At 55.9% G+C, this 26,347-nt stretch carries 20 protein-coding genes, 1 tRNA gene and 1 pseudogene; 3 read left to right on the top strand and 19 right to left on the bottom strand.

Annotated features, from left to right (window positions below; genetic code table 11):
- Positions 1–49: 49 nt before the first annotated feature.
- Together ACZ1GM_RS12155 and ACZ1GM_RS12150 are read left to right on the top strand one after the other, a co-directional pair.
- Positions 50–883 carry a hypothetical protein gene (locus tag ACZ1GM_RS12155; protein ID WP_472676688.1) on the top strand — a complete coding sequence of 278 codons (834 nt, stop codon included), beginning with the start codon at positions 50–52 and terminating at the stop codon, positions 881–883.
- A complete protein-coding gene (locus ACZ1GM_RS12150; protein WP_472676687.1) occupies positions 780–2,360 on the top strand; it encodes an EAL domain-containing protein in 1,581 nt (526 codons plus the stop codon). The genes ACZ1GM_RS12155 and ACZ1GM_RS12150 overlap by 104 nt, the downstream gene beginning before the upstream one ends.
- Positions 2,361–2,399: 39 nt before the next feature.
- Here the strand turns inward: ACZ1GM_RS12150 and purQ are convergent, their stop codons facing one another.
- From purQ to zwf, 15 genes and pseudogenes are all read right to left on the bottom strand, one after another.
- Positions 2,400–3,077: a phosphoribosylformylglycinamidine synthase subunit PurQ gene (purQ, locus tag ACZ1GM_RS12145; RefSeq protein ID WP_472676686.1), complete on the bottom strand. Its 678-nt coding sequence runs from the start codon at positions 3,075–3,077 to the stop codon at positions 2,400–2,402.
- On the bottom strand, positions 3,077–3,307 hold the full coding sequence (gene purS, locus ACZ1GM_RS12140; RefSeq protein WP_472676685.1) for a phosphoribosylformylglycinamidine synthase subunit PurS: 231 nt from the start codon (positions 3,305–3,307) through the stop codon (positions 3,077–3,079). The genes purQ and purS overlap by 1 nt, the downstream gene beginning before the upstream one ends.
- Before the next feature lie 107 nt (positions 3,308–3,414).
- Positions 3,415–6,285 (bottom strand): M16 family metallopeptidase, encoded by a 2,871-nt coding sequence (locus tag ACZ1GM_RS12135; protein WP_472676684.1) that lies wholly within the window; start codon positions 6,283–6,285, stop codon positions 3,415–3,417.
- A 96-nt stretch (positions 6,286–6,381) separates the two neighbouring features.
- A complete protein-coding gene (gene purC / locus ACZ1GM_RS12130; RefSeq protein WP_472676683.1) occupies positions 6,382–7,182 on the bottom strand; it encodes a phosphoribosylaminoimidazolesuccinocarboxamide synthase in 801 nt (266 codons plus the stop codon).
- 140 nt (positions 7,183–7,322) lie between these two features.
- Positions 7,323–9,413 carry a proprotein convertase P-domain-containing protein gene (locus tag ACZ1GM_RS12125; RefSeq protein WP_472676682.1) on the bottom strand — a complete coding sequence of 697 codons (2,091 nt, stop codon included), beginning with the start codon at positions 9,411–9,413 and terminating at the stop codon, positions 7,323–7,325.
- A gap of 68 nt (positions 9,414–9,481) precedes the next feature.
- Positions 9,482–13,201: a carboxypeptidase-like regulatory domain-containing protein gene (locus ACZ1GM_RS12120; RefSeq protein ID WP_472676681.1), complete on the bottom strand. Its 3,720-nt coding sequence runs from the start codon at positions 13,199–13,201 to the stop codon at positions 9,482–9,484.
- 62 nt (positions 13,202–13,263) lie between these two features.
- Positions 13,264–14,343 carry a hypothetical protein gene (locus ACZ1GM_RS12115; RefSeq protein WP_472676680.1) on the bottom strand — a complete coding sequence of 360 codons (1,080 nt, stop codon included), beginning with the start codon at positions 14,341–14,343 and terminating at the stop codon, positions 13,264–13,266.
- Between the two features lie 329 nt (positions 14,344–14,672).
- Positions 14,673–15,272, bottom strand: coding sequence for a hypothetical protein (locus tag ACZ1GM_RS12110; RefSeq protein WP_472676679.1), 600 nt, complete (start codon positions 15,270–15,272; stop codon positions 14,673–14,675).
- A gap of 125 nt (positions 15,273–15,397) precedes the next feature.
- Positions 15,398–15,733: a hypothetical protein gene (locus ACZ1GM_RS12105; RefSeq protein WP_472676678.1), complete on the bottom strand. Its 336-nt coding sequence runs from the start codon at positions 15,731–15,733 to the stop codon at positions 15,398–15,400.
- A 75-nt stretch (positions 15,734–15,808) separates the two neighbouring features.
- Complete coding sequence (locus ACZ1GM_RS12100; RefSeq protein WP_472676677.1) at positions 15,809–16,288, bottom strand: hypothetical protein; 480 nt, start codon at positions 16,286–16,288, stop codon at positions 15,809–15,811.
- A gap of 32 nt (positions 16,289–16,320) precedes the next feature.
- A complete protein-coding gene (locus ACZ1GM_RS12095) occupies positions 16,321–17,310 on the bottom strand; it encodes a hypothetical protein (protein ID WP_472676676.1) in 990 nt (329 codons plus the stop codon).
- A gap of 756 nt (positions 17,311–18,066) precedes the next feature.
- A complete protein-coding gene (gene glk, locus ACZ1GM_RS12090) occupies positions 18,067–19,047 on the bottom strand; it encodes a glucokinase (RefSeq protein ID WP_472676675.1) in 981 nt (326 codons plus the stop codon).
- 10 nt (positions 19,048–19,057) lie between these two features.
- Positions 19,058–20,883 (bottom strand): annotated as a pseudogene (edd, locus tag ACZ1GM_RS12085) (phosphogluconate dehydratase).
- Positions 20,880–21,500, bottom strand: a complete 621-nt coding sequence (locus tag ACZ1GM_RS12080) for a 6-phosphogluconolactonase (protein WP_472676674.1) — start codon at positions 21,498–21,500, stop codon at positions 20,880–20,882. Before ACZ1GM_RS12080 ends, edd begins: the two are co-directional and overlap by 4 nt.
- Entirely contained in the window at positions 21,493–22,941 is a 1,449-nt protein-coding gene (gene zwf, locus ACZ1GM_RS12075; protein WP_472676673.1) for a glucose-6-phosphate dehydrogenase, read from the bottom strand. The genes ACZ1GM_RS12080 and zwf overlap by 8 nt, the downstream gene beginning before the upstream one ends.
- 287 nt (positions 22,942–23,228) lie before the next feature.
- On the opposite strand from zwf, the gene ACZ1GM_RS12070 reads away from it, so the two are divergent.
- Entirely contained in the window at positions 23,229–24,167 is a 939-nt protein-coding gene (locus ACZ1GM_RS12070; RefSeq protein WP_472676672.1) for a glycoside hydrolase family 5 protein, read from the top strand.
- 228 nt (positions 24,168–24,395) lie between these two features.
- On the opposite strand, the gene ACZ1GM_RS12065 is transcribed toward ACZ1GM_RS12070, so the two are convergent.
- From ACZ1GM_RS12065 to ACZ1GM_RS12050, 4 genes are all read right to left on the bottom strand, one after another.
- Positions 24,396–24,470: transfer RNA gene (locus tag ACZ1GM_RS12065), tRNA-Phe, on the bottom strand.
- 122 nt (positions 24,471–24,592) lie between these two features.
- Entirely contained in the window at positions 24,593–24,778 is a 186-nt protein-coding gene (gene yacG / locus ACZ1GM_RS12060) for a DNA gyrase inhibitor YacG (RefSeq protein ID WP_472676671.1), read from the bottom strand.
- On the bottom strand, positions 24,775–25,629 hold the full coding sequence (locus ACZ1GM_RS12055) for a ribonuclease E/G (protein WP_472676670.1): 855 nt from the start codon (positions 25,627–25,629) through the stop codon (positions 24,775–24,777). Before ACZ1GM_RS12055 ends, yacG begins: the two co-directional genes overlap by 4 nt.
- Positions 25,630–25,765: 136 nt before the next feature.
- A complete protein-coding gene (locus tag ACZ1GM_RS12050) occupies positions 25,766–26,338 on the bottom strand; it encodes a Maf family protein (protein WP_472676669.1) in 573 nt (190 codons plus the stop codon).
- Between the last annotated feature and the right edge of the window lie 9 nt (positions 26,339–26,347).

Below are 26,347 nucleotides of genomic sequence, written 5' to 3'. Positions count from 1 at the left end.
GACGACAACGAAAATAATGATAATCGGGCCGTAGAAGAGCCGACCCTTCGTGAGATATTGGGGTTACACCGCGTTGGCGGCGCTGAATGGTCGCGTGCCCAAGGGGCGCAGTACGCCAAGCTCAGAGCGCGTGCTCAGGACCCGGGCCATCATTATCGTCGGGTGCGCTGCGTTTGCTGCCCCAGTTCTCGCCGCGACAGCCCCTTTATGGGCCGTGGTCCTGTGGGGTCTCGCCGTGCTTGCTTCGTCATGGTTCAGCTATTCCATTGATGTTAAGCTGGGAAATACCGACCAGCGCAATCTTACAGTTGTCGAGTTTCGTCACCACTCGGCCAGCGCGGCAATGCGCGGACTGTTGTGGGCGGTGCCAATGATCCTGATGATTCCGAGCGCCGAACATCTGATTATCGCAAAATATTGGTCGATCAGTTTCCTGCTGATCCTGCTCTCGGCGGTGTCCCGCTATAACGCGCCTCTTGCTGCGGTATTGTTCTGTTCTATTTCGGGGGCTGGGATCGCTGTCGGCCTCTTGCTCGGTGGTCATTACGCATTTGCCGCGCTGGCGCTGATCACTGGCCTGGGCGCCGCTCTTGGCTCTCTTGAGGGCGCACGATCCGATCTGACGGCGCGCAAGGCGCAAATGGGCATGAACGAGAAGAGTCAGGTCGTGTCGCTACTCCTGCGTGAGTATGAAGATAGCGGTGCCGACTGGTTGTTTGAGCTCGATACGAACCGCAGATTGCGTGCAGTTTCGCCGCGGCTCGCCTATGCCTTGGGTAGTGAGTCCAAGCAAGGTGGAGGGCGAGAGCTTCCTTCAGCTGATCTCCGGCAAGAGCTGGGAAAAAGAGAGCTTTCCGCCAAGCCTGCGCGAGCTGGCAAATAAGATCAGAAACCGCGAGAACTTCTCCAATCTCACAGTGCAGGTTGAAATCAATGGCGAGCGTCGTTGGTGGGAATTGTCCGGCACTCCGATGTTGAACGCAGATAATCAGTACACAGGCTTTCGCGGCGTCGGATCAGACGTTACGGCGCAGCACGAATCCTCTGAAAAGATCGCATATCTTGCACGCTACGATACGCTTACTTCGTTGCCAAACCGGCTCTCGCTGACCGAGACGCTCGACGAAGCCTTGCGGGGAGCGGAGAAATGGCGGTCTCGCTGTGCATTCCTGATGATTGACCTCGACCGCTTCAAAGCTGTGAATGACTCGCTCGGGCATCAGGTCGGAGATAAACTGCTGGCGCAGGTTTCTGCGCGCCTCAGCGCTTTGATGTCAGAGACTGAACTGTGCGGTCGATTAGGCGGTGATGAATTTGGCGTGGTTATCCGCGATGCTTCCGACCGGTCATCGGTTGATCGGATCGCGCGATCGATAATCCGCGAATTGTCTGAGCCATACAAGGTCGATAATCACGTCCTGTATGTTGGGGCAAGTGTCGGGTCCGCGGTCGGTCCGCGTGACGGCAGCAGCGTCGAAGAGTTGATGCGCAATGCCGATTTGTCACTCTATCGTTCCAAGGATCTGGGCGGCGGCGAGCATTGCGAATACGAGCCTAAGCTTCACGCATCAGCCGAGGAACGCCGCAAGCTGGAATTCTCGCTGCGCAGTGCGCTCAAGAATGACGAGCTGCTGTTGAATTTCCAACCCGTGGTCGACTCTCGGAGCGAAAACCTTGTCAGCTTCGAAGCACTCGTTCGCTGGGTCAGCAAGGAACACGGCTTCATCTCGCCGGGCAAGTTCATCCCGTTAGCGGAGGACACGAGGCTGATCGTGCCGATCGGTCAGTGGGTGATGCAAAAGGCGTGCGAAGAGGCAGCGACCTGGCCGAGCCACGTGAAGGTCAATGTCAACGTATCGCCTGAACAGTTGATCGAACCCGACTTTGTGACCACTGTGGTCCAAGCGCTATCGCATAGCGGGCTCAGCCCAGACCGACTGGAAATCGAGGTTACGGAAAGCATCTTCCTGCGCGATGCCAATGTTGCGGCCAACGCGCTGGAGCAAGTGATGGAGCTCGGCTGCTCGGTCGCGCTTGATGACTTCGGTACAGGTTATTCGTCGCTTGGCTATCTCCGCCAACTTCGTTTCTCGACCATCAAGATCGACCGCACATTTGTGCAGGGCGCATCGCAGAACAGTTCGGAGAGCCTTGCTATTATTCGCGCGGTTGTTGCCATGGCACAAAGCATGGATATGTCGACGACTGCGGAAGGGGTGGAGACGGCCGAAGAGGCAGCGCTTATCCGCGAGCTTGGCTGTGACAAGATCCAGGGTTTCTATTTCGGGCGTCCGATGCCGCAGGAAGACGTGCAGAAGATGTTTGGGCGCGATGCCAGGCCCATGGCCAAGAGCGCCTGACTTTTTAGGTGAACCTTGCGACGGTGAGGCGCTTAGGCGCTAAGCGTCGACTAATGCTCGCACCGCATTTTCAAACAGAGCCTTGCCATCGGTGCCGCCATGCGCAGCATCCACTGCACGCTCGGGGTGAGGCATCATGCCCAGAACATTGCCAGCGGCGTTCAAAATGCCAGCAATGTCACGCTGAGACCCGTTGCATGGTCCGGTGTAACGAAAGGCCACGCGGCCATCGCCCTCTAAGCGATCAAGCGTGTCTGCATCGGCGAAGTAATTGCCATCATGATGCGCAACCGGAATATTGATCGTCTCACCCGCGTCATAGCCGCCTGTGAAGATCGTCTGAGTATTTTCGACCTTTAGCTCGACCGTGCGGCAGATGAAGTTCTGACTGGCATTGCGCATCAATGCACCCGGAAGCAGACCGCTTTCCGTCAGAACCTGAAAGCCGTTGCAAACGCCAAGTACCGGGACGCCGCGTTCCGCAGCCGCCTTGACGCTGCGCATGATTGGGCTGTTCGCGGCCATTGACCCAGACCGCAAATAGTCACCGTATGAAAATCCACCGGGCAGAGCGATAAAATCGAGGCCGTCGGGCAGGTCAGCGTCGCCGTGCCACACCCTGATTGCAGGAGTTCCAGTGACCAGTTCCAACGCAACCGCCATATCTCGGTCGCAGTTTGATCCGGGAAAAGTAACGACGGCGGCGCGAATGGACATCAGGCCTTCTCAATCCGATAATTCTCAATAACCATGTTCGCTAGCAACTTTTCGCACATATCGGCGAGCGTTTCATCGCTCGTACCATCCGCGACATCCATTTCGATCAGCCGACCTATGCGAACGTCATCTACACCGGAAAAACCCAGCCCCTCCAACGCGTGATGCACAGCGCGGCCCTGTGGGTCCAAAACGCCGGGTTTCAGGCTGACATGGATGCGTACTTTCATTGGTTAGCCTTCATCAGGGCACAGCCTTACGCTGTGAGCTTTCTGTATATGCCGCGCGCATATGCCGGGCAACGTACCGCCGCGCAAGCGACACTGGTACATCTTCCTCAGTCTTTATCGCTATCGTCTGGCATAACCACAAATTCCACGGCGTCTGATGGCTTCAGGTATTGAGCCGCCAACGCCCGAAGCTCATCAGGCGTGATCGCTTCTTGACGTGCCCGCGCACCTAGAAAGCGGGCTATATCCTCTGGGCGGCTTTGTGCGCGATCCACCAACCTCATCCAGCCTCCATTTGATTTTAGGCGGTTGTCGAGTGATTCGAGCAGCGGACGGCGTGCGCGATCGATCGTATCCTGGCTTGGGCCATCGGTGATGACCCGGCGAAGGGTTGTCATCATCGCCTCGCGTACGGCCTCGACTTCGTTCACATCAATCGCCGCACCTATGGAGAATGTGCCGTAGCCTCGGTAAGTCTCTGATTGCCGCGACGATGCACTGGGCGAGTACGTCTGCCCTAGTTCCTCGCGGAGCGCCTCGGTCAGCTCCAGCCGCATGACACGGGCAAGCAGAGAAAGGCGGCTTGTCAGTTCCCAGTCGGAATTGTCAGCGGTTGGCCAAACTAAGGTAAGCTGCGCCTGATCGGGTTCGCCCTGATGTTCAATGACGCGCGACTCACGATTACCGGTGAATGCACGTTGGCGGCGCTCATCGTCATAATTGCGGAACTCACGCTCACGAGCGGGAAGGGCGCCAAACGTATTTGCGATGACCCGGATCGCTTCATCCTCGTCAAAGTCACCGACCAGTGCGATTTCCAGCGCGCCGTTTTGCAAGCGATCAGAAATCGTCTCAGAGAGCTTGTCGAAATCGAGCGCACGATAAGCCTCAATCGGTTGACGAGAAAAGCGGGGATCACCGTCAGACAGAACTGGACCAAATGCCTCACCCAGCGCCGAGCCGGGGGCGCGCCCGAGCCGAGCGAAGAAATCGTCCAGACCTTTGCGCCATGGCCCCAATCCTTCAGCGCGATAGCCAGGATCGGTTAGAAAGGCAGCCAGCACCTGAATTTGCAGCTCGAAATCACGCTGCGTTGTAGTTGCCGAACTGGTGAATACGCGTGAGCCACTTCTCAGCTGCGCGCCCACCGACCTTCCAGCAAGGATTGATTGCAACTCATCGCTGGAGTGCTTGCCAAGCCCACCGCTCGGGAGAAGGGAGGCCAGCTCAACCGCTAACGGATTCTCTTTCGAGGTGAGCATGTTTCCGCCATCAAGCGACAATCTGATTGCGATCCGATCATCGGAAAGATCAGTCGGTTTCAAGTTGAGCATCACACCGTTGGCAAAGCGGATTGTACGGATATCCAGTTCGCTCGTAAGCGTGTCGCTCTCAATCGCCCCTGGCTCGCCAAAATCGGTATAGGCAAATTCGACAGTGCCTATATCTTCAGGAGGCAGGACGTCGCGGGCAAAGGCTTCCTCAACTGCGGCCCGCAATGCGTTTTCCCCTCCCTCTGGCGCTACTTTACCAGAGAAGCGGATAAGCGGATCGTCGAGCGCTATAGCATCGGCCCGCATGGCGGCCAGCACAGCCTCGGGTGTGATATGAGGCACGAAATCCTCAAACCGTGCCAGCGCATCGGCTGGGCTTGTCGGGACATTTCTTCCACGCGCAATCGCGAACGCTTGATTGATAAATAGCCTGTTCTGGCGAGTCGCCGCATTCGCGACGCCATTTTCCTGTGCGGTGCGCAAATTGGTCAGTTGCTCATCTAGCTCGGCCTGGGTGAAGCCATGCAGCATCGCACGACGATATTCATCAATCCCAACCGTCAAGGCGCGTTTCCAGCCGCCTTGTTCTGCGCTGATTGCAAGCTGCGTGGTCCTGCCGCTCTCAAAGAAATTGCTTGTCGATAGGCTGACGCTGCGAAATGGCGGGTCCTCGCTGCGGCGCAGCCTCTGTAAGCGGCGAGCTATCATTCGTGCACCAAGGCGGCGCAGCAACGCCAGTCGGCGCTCTTCAAGCGTGTCTGAGCGATCAATATAGGGTGCATGGCGCATCAATGTGACCGATTCAGGCAGGGCTGGATCGATATAAATGTCGGTCGCGCCCGAAAAGTCTGGATCGACTGGCCCCGGTTCTGGATTGGCGGGTCGAGGGGCCGCGGACCAGTCGCTGAAACGATTTTGAATCTTTGCCTCAACGAGAAGCGGGTCATAGTCGCCTACGACCACGACGACGGTATTTTGTGGCACATATTCCCGTTCCCAAAATGCTCGCAGCTTTGCGGCGTTAGCCGCCTCAAGCGTCTCTAGCGTCCCGATCGGCAAGCGTTGCGCAACTCGGGCCCCTGGATATGCGAATTCCAGCCCATCAACGATGTTTTTGAGCGAATAATTGTTACGCACTCGGCGCTCAGACAGAATGACGCCTCTCTCGCGTTCAACGGCCTCTTCGGAAATCGTCAGCTCGCTGGCAGTTTCGCGCATCAGCATCAGTGCTGTGTCAAGCAGCTCCTCGTCCGCGCGGGGAAGGTCGAGCTTGTATTGCGTACGTTCGAAATTTGTTGAAGCGTTTGTATCTGCCCCGAAGGCAAGGCCAAGCCGTTCGAGCAGCTTGATCATCTCACCTTCCGGAACGTTGGTCGATCCGTTGAATGCCATGTGTTCGACATAGTGCGCATATCCGCGCTCATCATCGCGTTCATTCAGAGATCCGGTATCAATCTCCATGCGAACCAAAGCGGTTCCTTCGGGCCGGTTGTTTCGTCGGATGATGTAGCGCATTCCATTAGGCAGCTTACCAAAGTACCAACCATCCTCGGGCGAAAACTCGCTATCTTGCAGCTCCCAAATCGCGGGATCCCAGTTGGTCTCTATCGATGCGTTTTCAGGCGGTTGTTGCGTGCTCTCTGTTTGGGCGAAGGCCGGGACAGTAAAGAGCAGGGCGAGCGGAAACAGCAGACGTGAAATCATGGCAATCTGGCTGGCCTAAAAACACCAGCCTGACAATAGCATGAATTCTGGCTCTCTTGAGGAAAATCGCGCTGGCAGAGGGGCGGCGGAAATTGCCTACTTTTTCGTTGGATTCCCACGGAGACGACCGCGATGCTCTGTCAGGTCGAGCACTTCGCCAGGGCCATTGTCTTCATTCTGAAGTAGGCCGAGGCGTCGCGCAACTTCGCGATACGCCTCTTCCTCGCCACCCAGGTCGCGCCGAAAACGGTCTTTGTCTAACTTCTCGGCGGTCTTCATGTCCCACAATCGACATCCATCAGGGCTGATCTCATCGGCCAGAATAATCCGGCTGAACTCGCCATCGTAAAGGCGGCCAAACTCCAGCTTGAAATCCACCAGGCGGATATCGATGGCACTGAACATGCCCGACAGAAAGTCATTGATGCGGATGGCCATAGAGGACATGTCCTGCATCTCTTCATTGCTCGCCCAGTTAAAACAGGCAATGTGCTCCTCCGCGATCAGAGGATCGCCGAGCGCATCATCCTTATAATAGTACTCAATCAGCGTGTGCGGCAGCGGCTCTCCTTCTTCCAGGCCGAGGCGCTTGCAGATTGAACCAGCAGCGATGTTGCGCACCACCACTTCAATCGGCACGATTTCAACCTGCCGCACCAGCTGTTCGCGCATGTTCAGGCGACGAATGAAGTGAGTGGGTACACCGATGTGAGAAAGGCGCGTGAACACATACTCGCTAATGCGGTTATTGATCACGCCCTTGCCGTTGATCGTGCCCTTTTTCTCTGCATTGAATGCAGTCGCGTCATCCTTAAAGTATTGGATGATGGTGCCTGGCTCTGGCCCTTCGTAAAGAATTTTGGCCTTGCCTTCGTAGATCTGGCGGCGTCGCGACATGCGCATTCATTCCCTTGCCCTGAAAGTCGGCGCCCCGCGCTGCAGATGCACTGCAATGCGGGGCGTTAGCTTGCTATACAAGCAATCACCGTGAGTGGCAATGAAAGGCCGCGCTAGCGGTTGAGCTGCGCCGTGCGGTGCTACTCAATAATGAATCGCGCCTGCAGCGTGAATGATCCGCCGCCAGAAAACGCGCCATTGGGTGTCACTCGGAAATTTGTGATATTGGTGTCGCATCCGTCAGTATCCGCAGTGGGCGAATATGTGTATGTCGCGCCGAAGTCGTCCGAAAACTCAAGATCGTCGGCACCATCGCCGATTGAGTTGAAGGTGTAGGTAAGCGCCGAAGCGGTGCCGCCATCGATGAATCGGATCGGCCCTGCACCGACGCCGCCAAGATCGGCCAGACAGAACTTCGTTTCGTTGGGAACCGTATCGGTTACAATAACAGTGTTGGTATCAGCGTCGGAAATGCCGCTATTCGATACAAGAATGTTGTATTCCATCAGTGCGCCGGGGATCGCTTTAGGATCGGTCGCATTATTTACCGGATCGGAGAAAACGGCGCTGGTTTTAAGTACAGATAGGCTCGTTGACGGAGCGCAGAACGTGAAATCATGGAAAGTATATGCCTGCCCGTCCGGCACCGCAGGGGCCGTCGTGTGATTGCCATAAATAATCGTGACTGTGTCGACTGCGCTGGTGAAAGTGACGACGACATTCCCATCCGCTGACGTATTGCCAGCTGTCCCATCGCCGATCGCTACATTACCGGAGACGTAATTGGACACGCCGTTGGTAAGCGTAGGAATAACCGTCGATCCTTTGTAGGTTCCGGTTACAGTTATCTTGTCTGCGAAATCATTGTTGGCAAAATCGATGTCAAAAACGGTGAATTGAAGCCCTGCGACGCCATTTGGTAGAGTGACCACAGTTGTTGCGGTCTGGAAGATATTGTCGAAATCAAGGAACTGATGAAGCGATAGCTCGCCTCCGGGAAGCCCACCAGTGTTGCCACCTGTTCCACCACCCGCCAGAGCAGGGGTCTGCCCGCCAAATGCTGCTAAGCTCTCGAAGCTTCCATCGGTCGATACGGCGATATTGACCGTTCCAAAACCCGCCATCACATAGCTGTTGTTCAATGATCCTGCGGGCCAGGGCCGCGCGTCCCAATCGAACAGGGTTGTGCCTGCTGGACAGAATAAAGTTGGCGGGGTTCCTGCTGTTCTTGTTCCGGTTACGGTGAAGGAGGCAGTGTCGTAATCGTCTTCCGTGGTCACACCATTTCCAGGTGTGGAATCGAGATCGATGATGGATGAGCTGGTAATCTCCGCAACGTTTGTAACGGTCGTCCCGTTTGTCACATTGACAGTTGCCTGAATGGTCAAGGTGCGTGTCTGACCGGGAGTAAGTGTGCCTACCGTCCATACGCCAGTGCCGGGATTGTAAGATGTTCCGGGGCTGGTGTGGCTATCATAGTCTGCACCGGGAGGCAGCAAGTCTTGAACTACCACGCCTGTGGCGTTCTGGGTTGATGAGGCTGCGCTCGAAACCTGAACCGTATAGGTGATCGCCGTTCCGTTAGCGGGGGTCAGATTGTTGACGCTTTTGCTAACTGAGAGATCAGCAAAGTTGGACGGCGTGTCTGTCAGAAATAGTTGCGCGAAGTCAAAAGTGCCATCATCTTCATCGGGGAAGGTGTCGCAAATATCGAGACTCCAAGTCCCAAGGCTGTTCTCGCCATTAAAAGCGGACAAAGCACTGTTCGGGCTGAAGTCGTTGTCCCACGGCGGCGGCTGTGTGCCAGAATGGTTCACAGTGTTGCCATCCGTGTTTACGACTTGCGTGTTCGCGTCATCCAACAACACATTGAAGTTGTTGCCGCTGACTGCTCCGGATCCGTTGACGATCAGCACCGCCGTTCCTGCTGGTGAGCGTAGCTGCATGCGGAGATCGCCACGATAAGTATGGCGGATGAACACGCCGATATCGACGTCGGTGACTGTGAAGTTGTCTGTTACGTTAAATGTGCGAGTCAACGGTGCAGTGCATGTAGTCGAACTGTTAATTGCTGCATCGACCGAGCTGATATAGCTTGTGGTGGTTTGGCCAAATGCGACCGATGTCCAGGCAATCGACACCATCACTAGCATTATGCGCACAAGATATAGCGTGTTGTGGCGAGAGAACAGCGGCAATTCAGTAGCTTCTTGAGCGTTTGACACAGCCATGCGTGCTAAACCGCTATGGTTAAGCGCCGGTTTACGATGCCGTTCTCGATTGCACATTGCACCGCTCATCAATCTCTCCGCAAGAAAGAGAAACTGTCCGCGTCGAACTTCAGGCGTACTGACGCGTAAATGCCCTTGTCCGTGTTCCGGGCGGCTGAGAAATCTTCATCACGGAAGCCGGCAACATTATACCCGACAGTAAGAAGCACACCGTCTGCGGGCACAAACCCGACTTGCGGGCCAACTGAGAAGCTGGTCACATTATCATCGAGATTTGTGCGAACGGTTGCGGTGCCGCCAATCTCAATGCGATCAGTCAGGCCGATCCGTGCGTCTGCGCCTGCAAGAATGCTGGTCGTGCCGAGGTCAAAGCCCTCGAAACGGTCGAAGTTGTGACGCGCGGCAAGGAAAAGACCGTATTCATCGCGGCGTGTAATGTTGCCAGCATCATCTTCGCCGCGCGGCGACCAATTGGCTGAAACGCTACCGATCAGACGGCGCGACTTTGCATCGCCGTTAACAAGCAGGGCCGTGCGGCCAGCAGCACCGGTCTCGCCAGCGACTGCGCCGGTTACGGCATCACTGCGATATTCCAGCTTGCTGAGGAAAGCGAATTCAGATTCATCGGGGCGGAAGGCGAGGGCCATCGCCGCATCAAAAATCTCGGTAGTCGGGCCGTTCTCTGCCTCGGCGCGCGTCCAAGTGATACCCGAACCCAGCGTCTTGCCTTCGCCAAGTTGCCGGATAGCACCTGCGATCACACCCTTGCGATCAGCAAACTCACCATCACGGTATTCACCGCGAGCCGTCGCGCTCCAGCGATCTTTGCGCCATGCCGCGCCCAGCGTAAGGGCCGTAAAGTCTTCAAACTGTGTGCCGTTCAATCCTAGCTGACCGCCACTCGAAACTGGTTGAAGTGGATTGATGACGTCAGAGCTTGCTGGCGTGCCGCCAAGTGTCCGCGTGCCGTCAATAGTGGCATCAACGGTCAGACTAGAATCCACTTGAAGTGACTGTGCGAGGCCGAAAGACGCGAAAGTCCGCTCACCGCTTTCATCCACGCGCTGTTTTCCAAGCGAAGAAATCACCTGGCCACCGTTCCATGGCGTCAGTTCAATACCACCGCTGACGGTGCGGGCATCGATGTTCTCGCCATTGGCGATCTCATAAAGACCCAGCAAGCGGACATCATCGGTAATTGCATAGCGCGCACCGAAACGGTGGCGTAGCGGCAGATCGATGCTCTCAGTTTTCTTCAGCGGAACTGCCGTCGATGCATTCAGCTCAAGCTTGTTATCCAACAGGCGGTGCGTAATGCCACCCTCGAAAACGGTTGAACTGTTGGTCGTGCCATCGTCAAGGCGATCATTGAAGTGAGCTAGGCCAAAGCGGAAATCGGTATCTTCGCCAGTATAGTTCATCTGAAGCTGGGCAGCGCGGCGACGATTGTTATCCGTCAGCGCATCATCCTGCCACACGCTACCAAGAACAGATAGCTGCTCGCTCACGCGTACACGGGCATCGGCGCCAACTTTACGGCGACCACGCTCGGCGCCGTTTTGTTGACCAACGCCATAGTCACTGTCGAGCGAGTGGACATATGCCAGCAGGTCGAGGGTGCCGCTCTGATGCTGAGCCTCGACAAGCCATCCGCTTGATGTTTCGCCATCTTGTTCGCTCAGGGCGAGCTCGGCGCGCACTTCAGTATTAAGACCAATTCTAGCTTTGACGTCCACGCCACCTAGATTTGTTCGAGCATCGTCGCCGCGGTCTGTTACGGCGCTCGCGCCTACGCGGATTGCGCCGTTTTTGCTGGTCCATGCGGCGCGAACACCAGCATTCAGCTCACCGCCCTGCAAACTGTCGATTTCATAGTCGATCACGATGAATTGCGGGTTGAGGTTGAAGTCACGGCTCAACACAGGCTGTTTAAAGCTGATCGTGCCTGACAGCAGATCGATGTCATAATCGATAAAGCGGGTCAGAGCACGCGTTTCGACGATCAGTTCTGAACGGAACCGGTCACGAATTTCGATTGAGACCTTTTCGCTGTTCGGAATGATGCCGCGTGCGCTCAGGCGATAGGGGCCAGAAATGCCTTCACCCTGAATTTCATCGCGGCGGAAGCGTGTGCCGATCTCAGCAGCGAAGCCCTGTGCCTGGATCTGTCCAAGACGTGCCTCGGCTTTCACACCAGTGGCGGTGCGATTGTAGCGGGTCAGGCGGGCCTGATCAAAGCCGGTTTCGAAATCGCCATACAGCGCGTAAAAAGTTGCGGTTTCAATGCGGACATACAGCTTGTCGCGAGATGCAGCGTCAAAGCGGCGGCTCGAACCATCACCAAAGACAGTGTAATATGCGTCTGGATCCAGTGCGCCCAAGAGACGCTGATCGTCGCGCTGCTTCGCACTGTCATAGGACAGTGTGACAAGATATTTGCCCAGAACGCGGCCTTTTACATATAGCGCGACGCGAGCTTCATCACCAAGGTCACTACTGAAATTGCCAGCACGTTCCATATTGTCGGCCACTGTGCGCGAACCGATTGAGCCTTCTGCCAGGCCGATGACGGTCCATTCAATGTCGCCGGGCTCGATCCATGTCTCAAGCTGCTGCTCACGGCTGACCTCGCCATCGTCAAAACGGAAGTCAAGGCGCAGCGAGCCGCTCACCATGGTCGGGGCGAGTTCGATAAGTGCGATGCCATCTTCGCCCTCAACCACATAGCGTGCCTGCGTGTTGCCGAGGCCGGTCAATTGGTTGAGCTGTTGTTGTTCTAGCTGCGCCGAACTCTGATATGGGGCGCTCAGGGTGAACTGGCCAGAGATGCCTTCGCGCAGTGGACGGTTGTTGCGGTCAAGCACGCGGATTGCGATTACCGGGTTGGTCCGGCCGTCAGCGATCAGGTTGGATTGTTCGGGCACCAGCTCCACCCGGGTTGGCGTGTTTGTGAAGAAGACTTCGCGGGCTTCCAGCTCGGTGACTAGCAGGCCGTAGCTATCAACGATTTCGCCTCCGAAGACGGTGCTTTCTCCGTTAAGCGGCACGCCGCGCCATTGGCTGACCGCGAATTTGCCATCAGGCGATTTGCGCGTGCCTTCATAATTCAGCGCGTTTACCGGCTGGCCGTCAACTGTCAGGTTGACTGTATATTGTGGGCGGTGACGGATCGCGACACGGATTGCCGGCGCACGCGGATTTTCATCGACCGTTGGGGATAGCCAACCGTCTGGGCCATCGCCAAGTGCCATCCAGTCAGTGCCGGTGTCGTTACTTTCACCAGTCTCTGTGGCTGCCTGAGGGGGCCCATCGCTACGAGTTTCAGGATCACCGCCTCCGCCACGCATGTCTGCGTCGGTGTCTAGCGTGTCAGCAACTGGTGCAGGCTGCTTAGCATCTTTGTAAATCTGCTGCAGAATTTCGAATGCTTGGGGGTGAACCTTGGCATAGAAATCGGCGACCTTGAGCGAACCACCCTGACCGATCACGAATTGTGAGCTTGAGCTGCCTGCATTGCGTGTCGAGCGGTGGCAGTCGATGAACTCACCTCCCTCTGGCAGGGTCATACGGCTCGCCTGAACGACGTGCGTGCCTGGTACGACGCCATCAAAGTGATAACGGCCATCGACGTCGGTAATGGCGAAGCTGCCATCCTCCATCATCACGCGCACGCCGGGGATACCAACGCGCTGATCGTCCTTGTGGCACGTGCCAGCGACCACGCGACCGATGATTGTCATCCGGCCAGCGATAGTATCGCGGTTGATCTCGCACAGATGCGTTGGCAATGGCGCTCTGTCCGAGCAGATCAGTAACCGTCGCCAGGTTTTCGGCATTGCCCGGTGGCGCATCAGGGCGCACTGTCATCGCATATGTGACGCGGCTGCTGCTGCCCGCGGGGACATCGCCGATTTGAACGGTCAATACGCGACCATCGGGCGTGAAAGACACCGCGCCTTAGTGCTTCTTCGCCATTCAAACGGACGGAATCGGGCCGGAGCCTCAGCCAAGGCGAGGCCTCATCGGTCAAAATCACATTACGCTTGATCCTATTTGGATCATTGTTTGTAGCGGTGACGGTATAGAAGATCGCGTCGCCCGGCTGTACCAAAGCGCGCGAAGCCGTCTTTGACACCGAAATTGGACCGCTTGGTTGATCAAGCGGTATGTCGATTTGCACGGGGATCGGGCTGTCGAGCTCAAACGTGCCGCCATATGATGCATCGAGGATCACGAAATTCCCGCCACCAGGCCGGGTCAATTGCGCGATCTGATCGGGCTGCACCACGGAAGGCGCAGTAAATGGATCCGGCGGGGTAATCTCTAGTCGATAGGTTCCGAGGAACGTCAGCGGGAACCAATACTCCCCAGGTCCCATGGGAATGACATTTCCGGCCCCATCGGTAATCGGGTTGCCTGAGATGACCGTGGATGGCCAAGGCGTAACGCCGTCTTCGGCGAAAACCGTGGCGGGTTGCCCCGTTGCAGCATCAATCAGAGTTACGACTGCACCATCTACTGGTTCGCCGGTTTCGCTATCGAAAACAACACCGAATGGGTCGGCTAGGACATCAACCTCTGCAGTTACCACGATAGCATCACTGCCATCTGGTGTAACCGATATGGTTAGTGGTTGTTCGTCTTGCAGGCTGAGAGTGCAATTAAGCTGAGTAGGCGCTGGTGGTGCCCGACGCGTACCAATCCGACCTGCAAATATGCCTGTGTCGACACCTGTTTCGAAGATTGTAATCTCTTCTCTATCGCCTGCGGGTGATGTCAGGGTCGCTTGTAGGCTGTCAATCGCATTAGAATCGAGGTTTCCAGCGACAGCTGTGACCTCGAAGAACAATTCTTGACCAACGGTAATCACATCCGTGCGATCCACGGAGATGTTTTGCGGTGAGTTCTGCGACATCTGTGATTGTGACATCTGGCTGGAAGTCGCAGCACAGAATGGTTCGCGGAATGTAAGTAGTCGTACCGCTATCGCTTGGTCGAAAGGTTTCGATCTGAGCGATAGCTGGTTCGACTGGCGTTATGGTCTCGTTGGATTGCGTAGTATAATCAATGCCTTGGAAACTCCACGTCGCATCGGCGACGTTTGAGATTTCCTGAGCATGTGCATCCGATCCGGGAACGCCGAAAGGCAGCAGTGCTGCGCCCAGCACTGCCGCCAATCTTTGTGTAAAGGACCGTATGCGCTTCATCGTGTGATGAGCACCGGGAAAATCAAATTTTGATGCCCCCAGTTGCTCGGTATTACTCGATGATTACCCGGAAACGGAGCGAGCGGGCTTGGCCAGCTGCTACGTTGCTCAAGGCGTTGCTCACAACAGTAGTTGCTGCGGTGTAGCCCTTCTCAGTGGGTGTACCGCCGGTGCAGCTGCCGTCGCCGTCGACAACAATGTCGGTCGAACCAGCATATGCATCCGGGACGAAGTTCAAGCGGGCTGATTCACTTGAGAAGTCATCGTTTACGGTAATTCCAGTGGCGGTTGCACCGCTCGCGTTTGATACCACGATGCAGTATTCAACGATCGCGCCCGGAACCGCTTTCGGGTTTGTGGTGTTGTTGATCGGGTCGCTGATGACAGTGCTGGTTTTGGCAACTGTGACTGCAGCTGCAGAAACGACATAGCTGTCAGTATCTGCATCATCGCCGTCACTGCTGTCATCGCCTGCAATATCAGCATTGTCGTCATCGGCCAGAACCGTATCGATCCCGGTGGTGTTTGCACCGGCGGTGTTGGTTAGTTCTGCGCCAAGCGAACCAGCTGTACCTGATGCCGCGTGCGCGTCGGCGACCAATGTCACGTCAGCGGTATCACCGTCAGAAACGGTACCTGGCTGTGTCGCCAACAACGTGAACGGTCAGTGTTTGGTCTTCAATCACCTCGTCGAGGAAGGTGATCAGTGTGTCAGCGCCGTCGAAAATGCCGTTGCCGTCATCCAAGAAGAACTGGACATTTGAAATGTCGAAATCGTCAGCGTACCGACTGTGTAATGGAAAGGTCGAAATCAACCGTGTCGTTTGAGTTGTTGGTCACTTGGAAAGTGATCGCGGCCTGCGTCTCACCCGGAGCAACCGTTGTCGCTGCGCCGCCTACCTCGGCAACGGTCAGGTTGACGTTTCGGTCAACTGTGAACGTATCAGAAGCAGTTTCCGGTGTCTGTGCGACACCACCTACGGAGTATGAGACAGAGACGTTGTTGGTGATATCAACACCAGCAGTTGTCCCCGCCGCAAAGGCTGGAGCGCTGGTGAAAGCAATAAGCGACACAGCGCTTACCGTCCCCAGCAGTTGTTTAGTGCGTTTCATTTTATGGTCCTCTGTTTGTTGCTCTGCACTGATCCCACCGCCTGCAGAGCGTGGCGGTTATCCCCGCTGACCCGGTCAGCGAATGATGGCTGGATATTGGAGCTCGCCCGATGCGCCCGGGGCGACAGAAGCAAGCGTCCAACGAATATGTGTGACATCGGCATGATTTGCCGGGCGGCTCGCGCCGTCTTCACCGGTGACGGTCAGCGCAGCGAGTTTTGCAAAGTTAGCGCCGCCATCGACCGATACGGTCAGATCGCCATCGGCATCTGGCGCCAGACGTACCGCAGCAGGCAGCGGGTTTGTCACCACAAAGTTCTCTGCCGGCTCGGCGCTGGTGTTGCGATAGCTGGTAATGAACATCAGTCGATCGCCAGGAACGATTACCTCTGGTGCAACCAGTTCGGTGCTGGTGCTGCCATCGGCATTGCTGATCGTCTTTACCGCTTTAACATCGCCTTTCAGCTCGACCGCTTGCTCTTGCGCGGCAAGTGGTGCTGCGACGGCGCCTATTATAAAGGAGCCGATAAGTGCGACTTTGGAAAAGATGTTCATGTGTCTCAAGTCCTGCTTTGAAGTGCGCGTGATCAATCGATCACGACGTCGAATGTGATGGTGTGGCTGGTGCCGGCTGTGACATTGCCAAGATCGACCGAGATGCCGGTGCCTGATGCTTCGCCTGCATCGTCGCCGCTGGCGTCGGTCAATGTGCCAGCGTCCAAAGTGATTGTGCCCGGTGCGTAAGTTGTATCGGTCGGGAAAGCGTCAGTGACGGTCAGTGAATTGGCAACGCCGCTGCCAGTGACATTCGCAGTGATAGAATAGGTGATCGTTGCGCCAGGTACTGGGCTAGTGCCGCCGAACTGGTCAGTGACCGTGGCGGACTTGACGAGAGCAACGTTGGTGAGACCAGCTTCGATTGAGCCGGTGGCCGTTGCATCGGCTCGTGTTACACCAACGACAGCATCGCTACCGCCGACGCCCTGGCCAGCGAAGATGGTGCCGGGGGTGCCGGTACCTGTCGTTGCTGATGCGCTCAGTTCAACATCGCTTGCCTCACCATCACTTACACCGCCAGGTACTGTCACCAACACGAAGATGGTGGCGTTCTCATCAGCGGCGAGTTCAGGTGTTGTTTCAGGCGCAGTCAGGATCGTGTCGACACCCGGGTCATATGTCCCATTGCCATTGGTATCGATCGCGATGTTGTCGACCGTCACGTCAAAGTCATTTCCGGCAACCGCTGGGTTGGCAGTGAGCGTGAATTCTTCTGGACCATTGCCAGTGTTCGTGATCTCGAAAGTGAGTACCGCAGAGCCTGGCCCTGATCCGACAGGGCCCGGATCAAGCGTGGTCAGAGTAACGTCGAGCAGTTCATCAACGCGAAGCTGCACGGTGTTAGAGTCGACCGTCTCTGGACCCGAGCCAGCATCGAAGCTGGCGCTCGCAACGTTGTCGATCAACGTGCCGGCTGGGACCCCTGCAGCATAGACTGCGGAGCCGGTTGCAAATGCGACAACGACACCGGCAATGGCGGTGGTCGTCAACAAACGGTGAGTGGTGTGCTCGGTTTTCATACCGAACTTATGGCGGAAAATGGTTATTGACCCTTTAAGGACGTCGTAAATTTACAACGCTTTCTGCAGCGGCAGATTTGACGTCGAACCCATGTTGGTTTGACGTCTCAAGGTGACCCGGGTCCAAGTGCTATGAGCCACCTCGAAATTACTTTAAGATCGGTGCGCGACAGCATTTGTACGAGAGTTCGGGCGTAGTCTCTTCAAGCGCCCAACGGCGTGACTGCACGGACGTCGATTAAGATATTCTTAAGATTGTCAGGCACTGCAATCCGCCCGAATTCAATGCTTTCCCCATCCTAGAAAATATATTATTTAAACTAGATAATATATTGAAAAATAACAATACAAAGTTGTTATTTAAGTATGATGAAGCGGCAAAGTTCGATCGTGTTCGCCATGCATGAGAAAGTTCGAAATATTCTAGATTTGCGGTCCAAAGCTTTGATCAGCAGATTTCAAGGAGTGCGGAATCTTCCGAACTATGGTTATCCATCCGTTAAGGACTAGCCGTTCTTTATGAAGAAAATGCATGACTTTTGAACCGCAAATCGAGCCGATTCCCGAATGCTATTTGTCCCCAAAATTGACGCCATCTCCACGTTCATCTGGCAGCCATGTAAGAGGATTTTACAACTTCTTGAGCTCTGAAGTACGCAAATGCCACGGCAAGTGCATAAAGGTCTCTCGCCAAATTTGGGTGTCTTGTGACGCCGAAACCCGTGCCCCAATAATGTAAAAAGGGCTAAGTCGTGTTCAGACTTTCTGGCTTTCCACAAACGCCAGTCCAGCGCCAAGCAGGCCTGGCTCTTCCAAGCCAATCAGCTTCACCGGGATTGTTTCCATCAGTGATCGGTAACGGCCTTTGGCCGCAAACCGGTCGGCAAATCCGGATGCACCAAAATGATCCTTCAGCCGCGCCCCTAGTCCACCGGCAAGCACCACAGAGCCTGGGCCATGGGTCAAAGCAATGTCGCCAGCAACCGATCCCAGGGTCATGCAAAAGCGATCCAGCGCAGCAGAGGCGATGCTGTCTTTGCCCGCCAATGCAACGGTCCAGAGCTCTTTGTCAGTACCTCTCGGGGCATCGCGGTTTTCCATTTCAGCGAGCACTTCCCAGATCGCGCGAAGTCCGGATCCCGCCACAACGCGTTCAACGGAAACGCGCGTATGTTTGGCTCTAAGATGTGCCAGGATGCGGTCGTCAATGCTGTCGAGCGGGGCAAAATCGATGTGCCCGCCTTCCGTCGGGAGGACGTGTATCTTGCCCTGCTTGCGTACAATTGCAGCGACGCCCAGACCCGTGCCAGGACCCACAACTGTCACCACGCCGTTCTCTGGAAGAGGGCCCTGTGGGCCGGTGACATGGTGGAATTGATCGGCGTTTGCACCTGCAACCGCGAAGGCCTGAGCCTCGAAATCATTGATCAAAACAAAGTCTGACACGTTCAGTTTTTCTTTGATCAGCGGCGGTCGAACAATCCAGGGATTGTTAGTCAACTTGATCAAATCGCCGCGTATGGGCGCTGCGAGTGCGATAGCGGCTGCATCGGGCAGAGAGCCGCCACTACGCTCTGCAAAGGCCTCCCAGGCGATCTGAAGGCTGCCATGATCCGCCGCAGCCATTTTAACGGGCGTATCCATTGATTGCAGCGTGCCGTCGCCGATCTCCGCAAGAGCGAAACGCGCATGCGTGCCCCCAATGTCAGCAACAACGATCGTACGGGTATCGCTCATTCACGCAGGCTCACAAACCCGCTTCCGCGAGCATCGCGCTACCGCCCTTCTCTGCGGGATCGCTGTGGTGCCGCATCATCGCGAAGAGTTCGCGTCCCACGCCAAGCGCTGGAGGTGGGGCGATGGCATTGTCGCGTGCTTCCCATTCGTCAGCGTCGACGAGCGCCTCAAGTATGCCATCCTGCGCGCATACTTTCACACGGTCGCCGTCGCGCAATTTCGCGAGAGTGCCACCTTTATAAGCCTCGGGTGAGACATGGATTGCCGCGGGAATTTTGCCGCTCGCGCCTGACATGCGCCCGTCCGTGACAAACGCCACTTTATAGCCGCGATCCTGCAATACGCCGAGTGGCGAGGTAAGCTTGTGCAGTTCCGGCATGCCGTTGGCGGCGGGGCCTTGGAACCGTACGACGACCACAATGTCTTTGTCCAACTCGCCAGATTTGAACGCGTCGATCACCTGGTTCTGATCATCGAACACCCGGCATTCCGCCTCTACAGTCCAGCGTTCGGGGGCGACAGCACTCACTTTCATTGTCGAGCGGCCAAGATTGCCAGCAAGTAAGCGCAAACCGCCGTCTGCGCGAAACGGCGCGCCAACGGGCTTTAGCATGCTGTCATCGCGGCTTTCGGTCGCGGCATCGCTCCATGAGAGCTCTCCGTCATTGTCCAGCGCAGGCTCTCGCGCGCCATCCAGCAACGACCCGCCATAAACGGTCATGATATCGTTGTGAGCAAGCCCCGCCTCAACCAGTTCGCGAATAACATAAGGCATGCCCCCCGCCGCATGGAAATGGTTCACATCGCCTGCGCCGTTGGGATATACGCTTGAAATCAACGGTACGTACCGATGAAAGCTCATCCATATCGTCCCAATCGATCAGGATGCCGTACCGCGCGTCCAATCGCCGGCAAGTGAATGAAGTGATTGGTTGAACCACCTGTTGCCAAAAGCCCGACAACTGCATTGACTAGCGCTTTTTCGTCTATGCAGCGGCCCAGCGGGCGGTAGCTGTCGCCTTTCCAGCCGATCTGCGTGATCCGATGGACTGCTGCCCGGGTCAGTTCTTGTCGTAGTTTTTGCCCCGGATTGACGAAGCTGGAGCCTGGCATGTGCAGCCCCATCATCTCCATCATCATCTGGTTTGAGTTTGCCGTGCCGTAAAAGGTGCAGGTTCCCGCGCCGTGATAGCTGGCGCTTTCTGCCTCAAGCAACTCCTCCTGCCCGACCTTACCTTCTGCATAAAGTTGGCGAATGCGGATTTTCTCTTTGTTGGCGAGTCCCGACGGCATGGGTCCGGCAGGAACCAAAATGGTTGGCAGATGACCGAACCGCAATGCGCCAATCAGGAGGCCTGGGACAATTTTGTCGCAGATCCCAAGCAGCAACGCGCTTTCGAACATCCCATGTGACAAGCCAACAGCCGCGCCCATGGCAATCACATCGCGACTGAATAGGGACAGCTCCATGCTAGGCTGCCCTTGCGTCACGCCGTCGCACATCGCCGGGACACCGCCCGCGACTTGCGCCGTGGAGCCGACCTCGCGGGCGAAAATCTTTATCTGCTCAGGGTAGCGACCATAGGGCTGATGGGCGCTCAACATATCATTGTACGCGGTAACAATGCCGATATTCATCGCATCGCCGCCACGTATCGCTGACTTGTCTTCACCACTCGCGGCAAAACCATGCGCAAGATTGCCGCAGCTAAGGTTTGGCCGGTGCACGCCTTCATCGCGAGCGCGATCAATCAAGTTGATATAGCGCTGGCGACTATCGCGGGATCGCTTGATGATCCGGTCGGTAACTTTGGCTAATGCTGGATGGAGGGTCATGCCTCGCTCCCAAAAATACGGACGGGGGTTTTTGACGCGGCCAAAAACCGAGCAATAGGTAAGCCATGATTACCCGCAAGCGCGTTATAGACTATTTGGTGCTTTCCCTTTCCTTTGATAACCAGAATAGACTGTTTGGTATTGAGCAGGGCGGGCAAAGTCCAGCTGAGCCTGTCAAACGGCGCCTCTGGCGGCAAAGGTTCGGGGGTGAGCCGTACCACATTCGCGGGCACATCTAATTGCGGATCGGTATTTGGAAATAGAGAGGCAATATGACCATCGGTGCCCATTCCCAGCCACACCAGATCGAATTCGGGAGCTTCCATCCCCTCTTCGAGCTGAACAATCGTTGCACCCGACGGTCCCAATGATGCGACCAATCGCCCGTAGTTTGAGGCATCATGGTCAGCGGGAACCATTCGGTCGTCGGTCAGATAGATAGTGGTGCCTGACCAATTGAGATTGCGCGTTGCCAGTTCATCAAAGATAGGGAAGGGGGTGCTACCGCCGGGAACAGCGATCGATTTGAAGCCACCCCGATTGACGATATCCCCGACGAAATCGGCAATGCCCGAAATGTCAAACTTGGGGCCGGTGGTGATAGTCAACTCACTCATGCCAGCTGACCCCGTCGCGTTCGGTCAGTGCGATACTTGCAGACGGCCCCCAGCTACCTGCCCCATAACCTTTAACTGACATGCTCTCGTCCGCCCATACTCGGCGAATACCATCGATCCAACGCCACTGTGCCTCTACCTCATCGCGCCGAACGAACAGGGTTGGGTCGCCATCAACCAGGTCCAGCAACAATCGCTCATAGGCGATCCGGCGGCGTGCTTTTGCGAAAGCATGCGTGAGTGAGAGGTCCAGCGGCACTTCGCGCAAGACCACGCCATCGCGATCCATACCTGGTTCTTTTGCCATAACCTGCAAGCGCACATATTCTTCTGGCTGGAGGCGAATTATCAATCGGTTCGCCTCTAGCTTACCTCCACGCCGTGCGAAGATATTGTGCGGCACACATTTGAACTGAATGATGATCTCGCTGCGTCGTTCAGACAAACGTTTGCCCGTGCGCAGATAAAAGGGGACACCCTGCCAGCGCCAATTGTCTACGTGGGCTTTGACGGCAACGAATGTTTCCGTGTCGGATGCATCGCCAAGGTCATTTTCATAGCCATCTACGGCGGTTCCAGCGACGGCCCCAGCTTCATACTGGCCCCGAACCATCTCGTCGGCGGATACCGGGCGAAGCGAGCGAAGTACCTTCACCTTCTCATCGCGCACGCTAGTGGCATCAAGGTCAGCGGGCGGTTCCATCGCCGTCAGCGCCAGCAATTGCAGCATGTGGTTCTGTACCATATCGCGTAGTGCGCCGGTGCTGTCATAGAAGCCGTGTCGTCCCTCGAGCCCAACGGTCTCGCTGATGGTGATCTGCACGTGATCGATACCGTTCGCGTTCCACAACGGCTCAAACATCATATTGGCAAAGCGCAAAGCCATCAGGTTCTGAACCGTCTCTTTGCCCAGATAATGGTCGATACGGAAAATCTGGTCTTCACTGAATGCGCTTGCGACCGCGTTATTGATGACCGCAGAACTCTCAAGATCATTGCCCAGCGGTTTCTCCAAACCGATGCGAACATTCTCACCGGTCAGACCTGCAGATTTGAGACCTTGGATAGTCGGCTCAAACAAGAAGGGAGCCGTGGAGAGAAATATGGACAGCCCGCCAGAGATATCACCTATCTTTGCTGCCAGTGCGTCAAAGCCTTCTATCGTCGATGCATCGAGAGGTTGATATTGAAGGTGGGACAGAAAGCTGGCAATTTTCGCCTCGTCCTTGCGATCATCAGGAAGAAATGTGTCGAGAGCCTGCTTGGCGAGCGCGCGGAATCCGTCATCATCCAGCTCGCTGCGTGCGGTGCCGACAATGCGTAGATCCTCTGCAATCAACCCATCCTCATGCAATGCATATAGCGACGGCAGCAGCATGCGTTTGGCAAGGTCACCAGTCGCTCCGAATAGCAGCAGGGCTGATGAAGAGGTTGTAGTCAAGTTCTATCCCCGATACCGTGTTGTGCCGGTGAGAGGCCAGCACAGTGGTGAATTCCGTTACGTCTTAAGAGCCTTCACGATCGCTGTCGATTGCCGCTGAGCAAACTTTCCTGTTGCTTGCAGAAATTTGCATTCTTTGGGAAAATTCCTGCAAAAGTTGAGCGGCGATAGTCTCGTACTCCTCGCTATTAAATCCCGTTTAAACCTGCTTTGAGGCATACGGCTAGACAAATCTTGACAACGTAGTCATATTTCTAGCGTGAAGGGAGTTGGGAATGCGGGTGTCTATGAAAACGATTGCGCATGTTTTGGCGGCTGGAGCCTTGAGTATCTCGGCCACGACAGTGAGCGCGCAAACGGCTGAAAACACCGCCGAAGGAGCAGAAAAAGGTCAGGAAATTGAGTTTCCTGTGATCAAGCGATGCGCCAATCTGGGTAACATGTTTGAGCAACCGAAAGGGCAGGCGTGGGGTGGCCGCTTACCCACAGAACAAGACTTGAAAGAAATTTCCATGCTCGGCTTCGACACTGTCCGAATGCCGGTTCGTTTCTCCGCCTATTCCGATGACAAACCACCATATTCGCTCGATCGCAAATTCATGCAAAAAATTGATCAGACGGTCGATTGGGCGGAGAAATATAAACTCAATGTGATCGTCGATATGCATCACTATGACGAGTTGTTTGTCGACCCCGCAGCGCATTCTGATCGGCTTATCGGTATCTGGCGACAGATTGCAGCAAGATATGCTGACAGGTCAGATTACGTGCTGTTTGAGATTATCAATGAGCCGCACAATAAACTGACCAATGATGTTGTGGAACCGATCCTGATCGATGTGTTGGCGGCGATCCGCGAAACCAATCCCACGCGCCGGGTGATCGTCGGCGGTGATTTCTGGAGTGGTATTTCATCGCTTGAGACATTTGATCCACCAGATGATCCCTACGTCATTGCCACATTCCATTTCTATGAACCGTTTGCGTTCACTCATCAGGGTGCAAGCTGGGTTGATCCATCCCCTCCGACACCGCGCAAATTTGGTATTGATGGCGACGCGGAATGGCTCAACAAGATGACGGTTGCGGTACAAGACTTCAAGAAACGCACGGGCGTCCCCCTCTTTTTGGGAGAGTTTGGCGCGATCGATTCCGCTGATCTTACCGAGCGCGTGCGGTACACGTATGCCGTGCGTCGTCATGCTGAGCGGCTGAATCTGCCCTAGTGTGTTTGGGCCTATACCAACACATTCCATGTGAAGCGCGATGAAGGTTGGATCCCTGATATGCTTGCGGCTCTTGGATTGCCACCTGAGGATTAGAATAGTTGCAGTTGGACGACTGTAACGTGCCCTCATATAGCGAAGCGGTAGGGCTGAAACATGTCCTCATGCAGCGAAGCGGTAGGGCTGAAATATGCCCTCATGCAGCGAAGCGGTATGGCAAGAAAGAAATGGTGCCCGGGGGCGGAATCGAACCACCGACACGCGGATTTTCAATCCGCTGCTCTACCCCTGAGCTACCCGGGCATTCGCTGCGGCGACAATCGGTCTGGCGGGCAGGTCGATTGGCGAGCAAATGAGTGCGGGCCTATGGCGAACGGGCGCGCTCTTGGCAAGAGGGAAATAACACCTCTCCTGACTTGGATGGATTAGTCGCGGTCCTCGCGGACGATTTCGCCAGCAATCTCGTCTGGGCTCGCCTGACGACCGGGAACGGCATAGCCATCACCAAACCATTGTGCGAGATCGCGATCCTTGCAGCGTGTCGAGCAAAACGGGGCGTGCTCCTGGCTACGCGGCTTCTTGCAAATGGGGCAGGGTTTGTTGATGCTCATTCGGACAGTATCTGCGCATGTGGAGCGTCAAGTGCAAGATGTGGATCAGTCTCGATCCGCACTTGCCGCCCCGAACTCTCTTCCAATTCGATGATCCATGACTGTTGGATGGAAGCTTTCACTGCAGGATGGCATGTCAGCAACAACGCCCCCGGTCCTTCCAGACGCTCAGCTCGACGCAATAGGAAGCGCGCGCACGCGGCAGCGCGCGAGAAAGTCAAGCGATGGAGCAGGGAAGGGACTGCGAGCCTCGCGACCAACTGAACAAAGCCGAAGCCATTCATTGCGGTACGTTCATGAGGCCAATCGGCCAGTGCTTCCCCGAGAGCTGCATCAATGTCTTTACGGCCTGCCTTGGCCTCAATCGTCGGGAAGTCGATACCGATGGAACCTCCCAGATCCAGCCAGCGGAGGGCTTTGGCAATTGCCGGGATGGCCGCAAGCGCTAGGGAGCGTGGTGATCCGGTTCCGTCAACGTCGATCAATGTCATTGCCGGTGTTGGTGTGATTACGATGCTACCGCCGGGAAATACCAATTCGCCATCGCTTGCCAATGACCAAACATCTTCCCACAACCCGTTGGGCAGCCGATGAACGTGTTTCCCTTTCGCCAGCACGTCTTGCGAGGGAATGGCATCGCCTACGGGTCTATCTCCGAAGTACTTACCTCTTGCGCGTTTGAGCCGACCGCGTTCTGCCATAGGTTCACGGTGGATTATGAGCCGCACTTCGCTGCCTTCGCTTGCGTCGGTAGGCAGATCTGGAACGTCCACCTCGTGTCCCGCCTGTGGCAAGATCGTGGTGCAAAGAGCCCGGCGCTGCCCCTTCGCGCGCTTTGTGACTTTGGCCACCGCGATTGTCCCGGCGCACATTGTGCTGAACCAGTGGAGCCTTGCTGCTAAGACCTGATCTCCCTTAACGAGCAGCGCGCGCGTCTCGCCAAAGCTTTCCTCATGAATCCATTCCGCTGCGGAACTGGCAGGATCGCTAGGCAATGTCGAAACCTGCCGATTTGAGCAGGGCGCGTGTCTCGTAAAGTGGTAGCCCCATGACGCCTGAATGGCTGCCTTGTAGGGATACGATCAGACCCTCTGCCGCCCCCTGAATGGCATAGCCACCCGCTTTGCCCTCCCATTCGCCGGATGCGAGGTACGCAGCGATTTCTTCATCTGACAAGCGCTTAAAGCGCACGATGCTCTCATTCAGTTTCTCGCGGAGCGAGCCATCAGGCGCACGTAAAGCTATGCTGGACAAGACACGATGTCGCCGTCCTGAAAGCAATTCCAGACATCGCCGCGCGGTGGCCTCATCCTCAGCTTTCGGCAGGATACGGCGACCCGCAGCAACTGCCGTGTCGCCCGCCAGGATCCAGCCATCAGCCGCCACCGCGATAGCCTTCTCGCGTGCCATGCGTTTGGCGTAGTCGCGCGGCAATTCAGCCTTCAGCGGCGTTTCATCAATGTCGGAAGGGGAAATCGCGCTCGGCTCAATACCCAACCGCGCGAGCAACTCGCGCCGCCTTGGGCTTGCCGATGCAAGAACTAACTGAGGCGCGCTCATTCAGGCGTG

Source organism: Qipengyuania sp. JB2-7 (assembly GCF_055693485.1).
The sequence above is the reverse complement of the archived record's forward strand: the minus strand, read 5'-3'. Positions and strand labels throughout refer to the sequence as shown.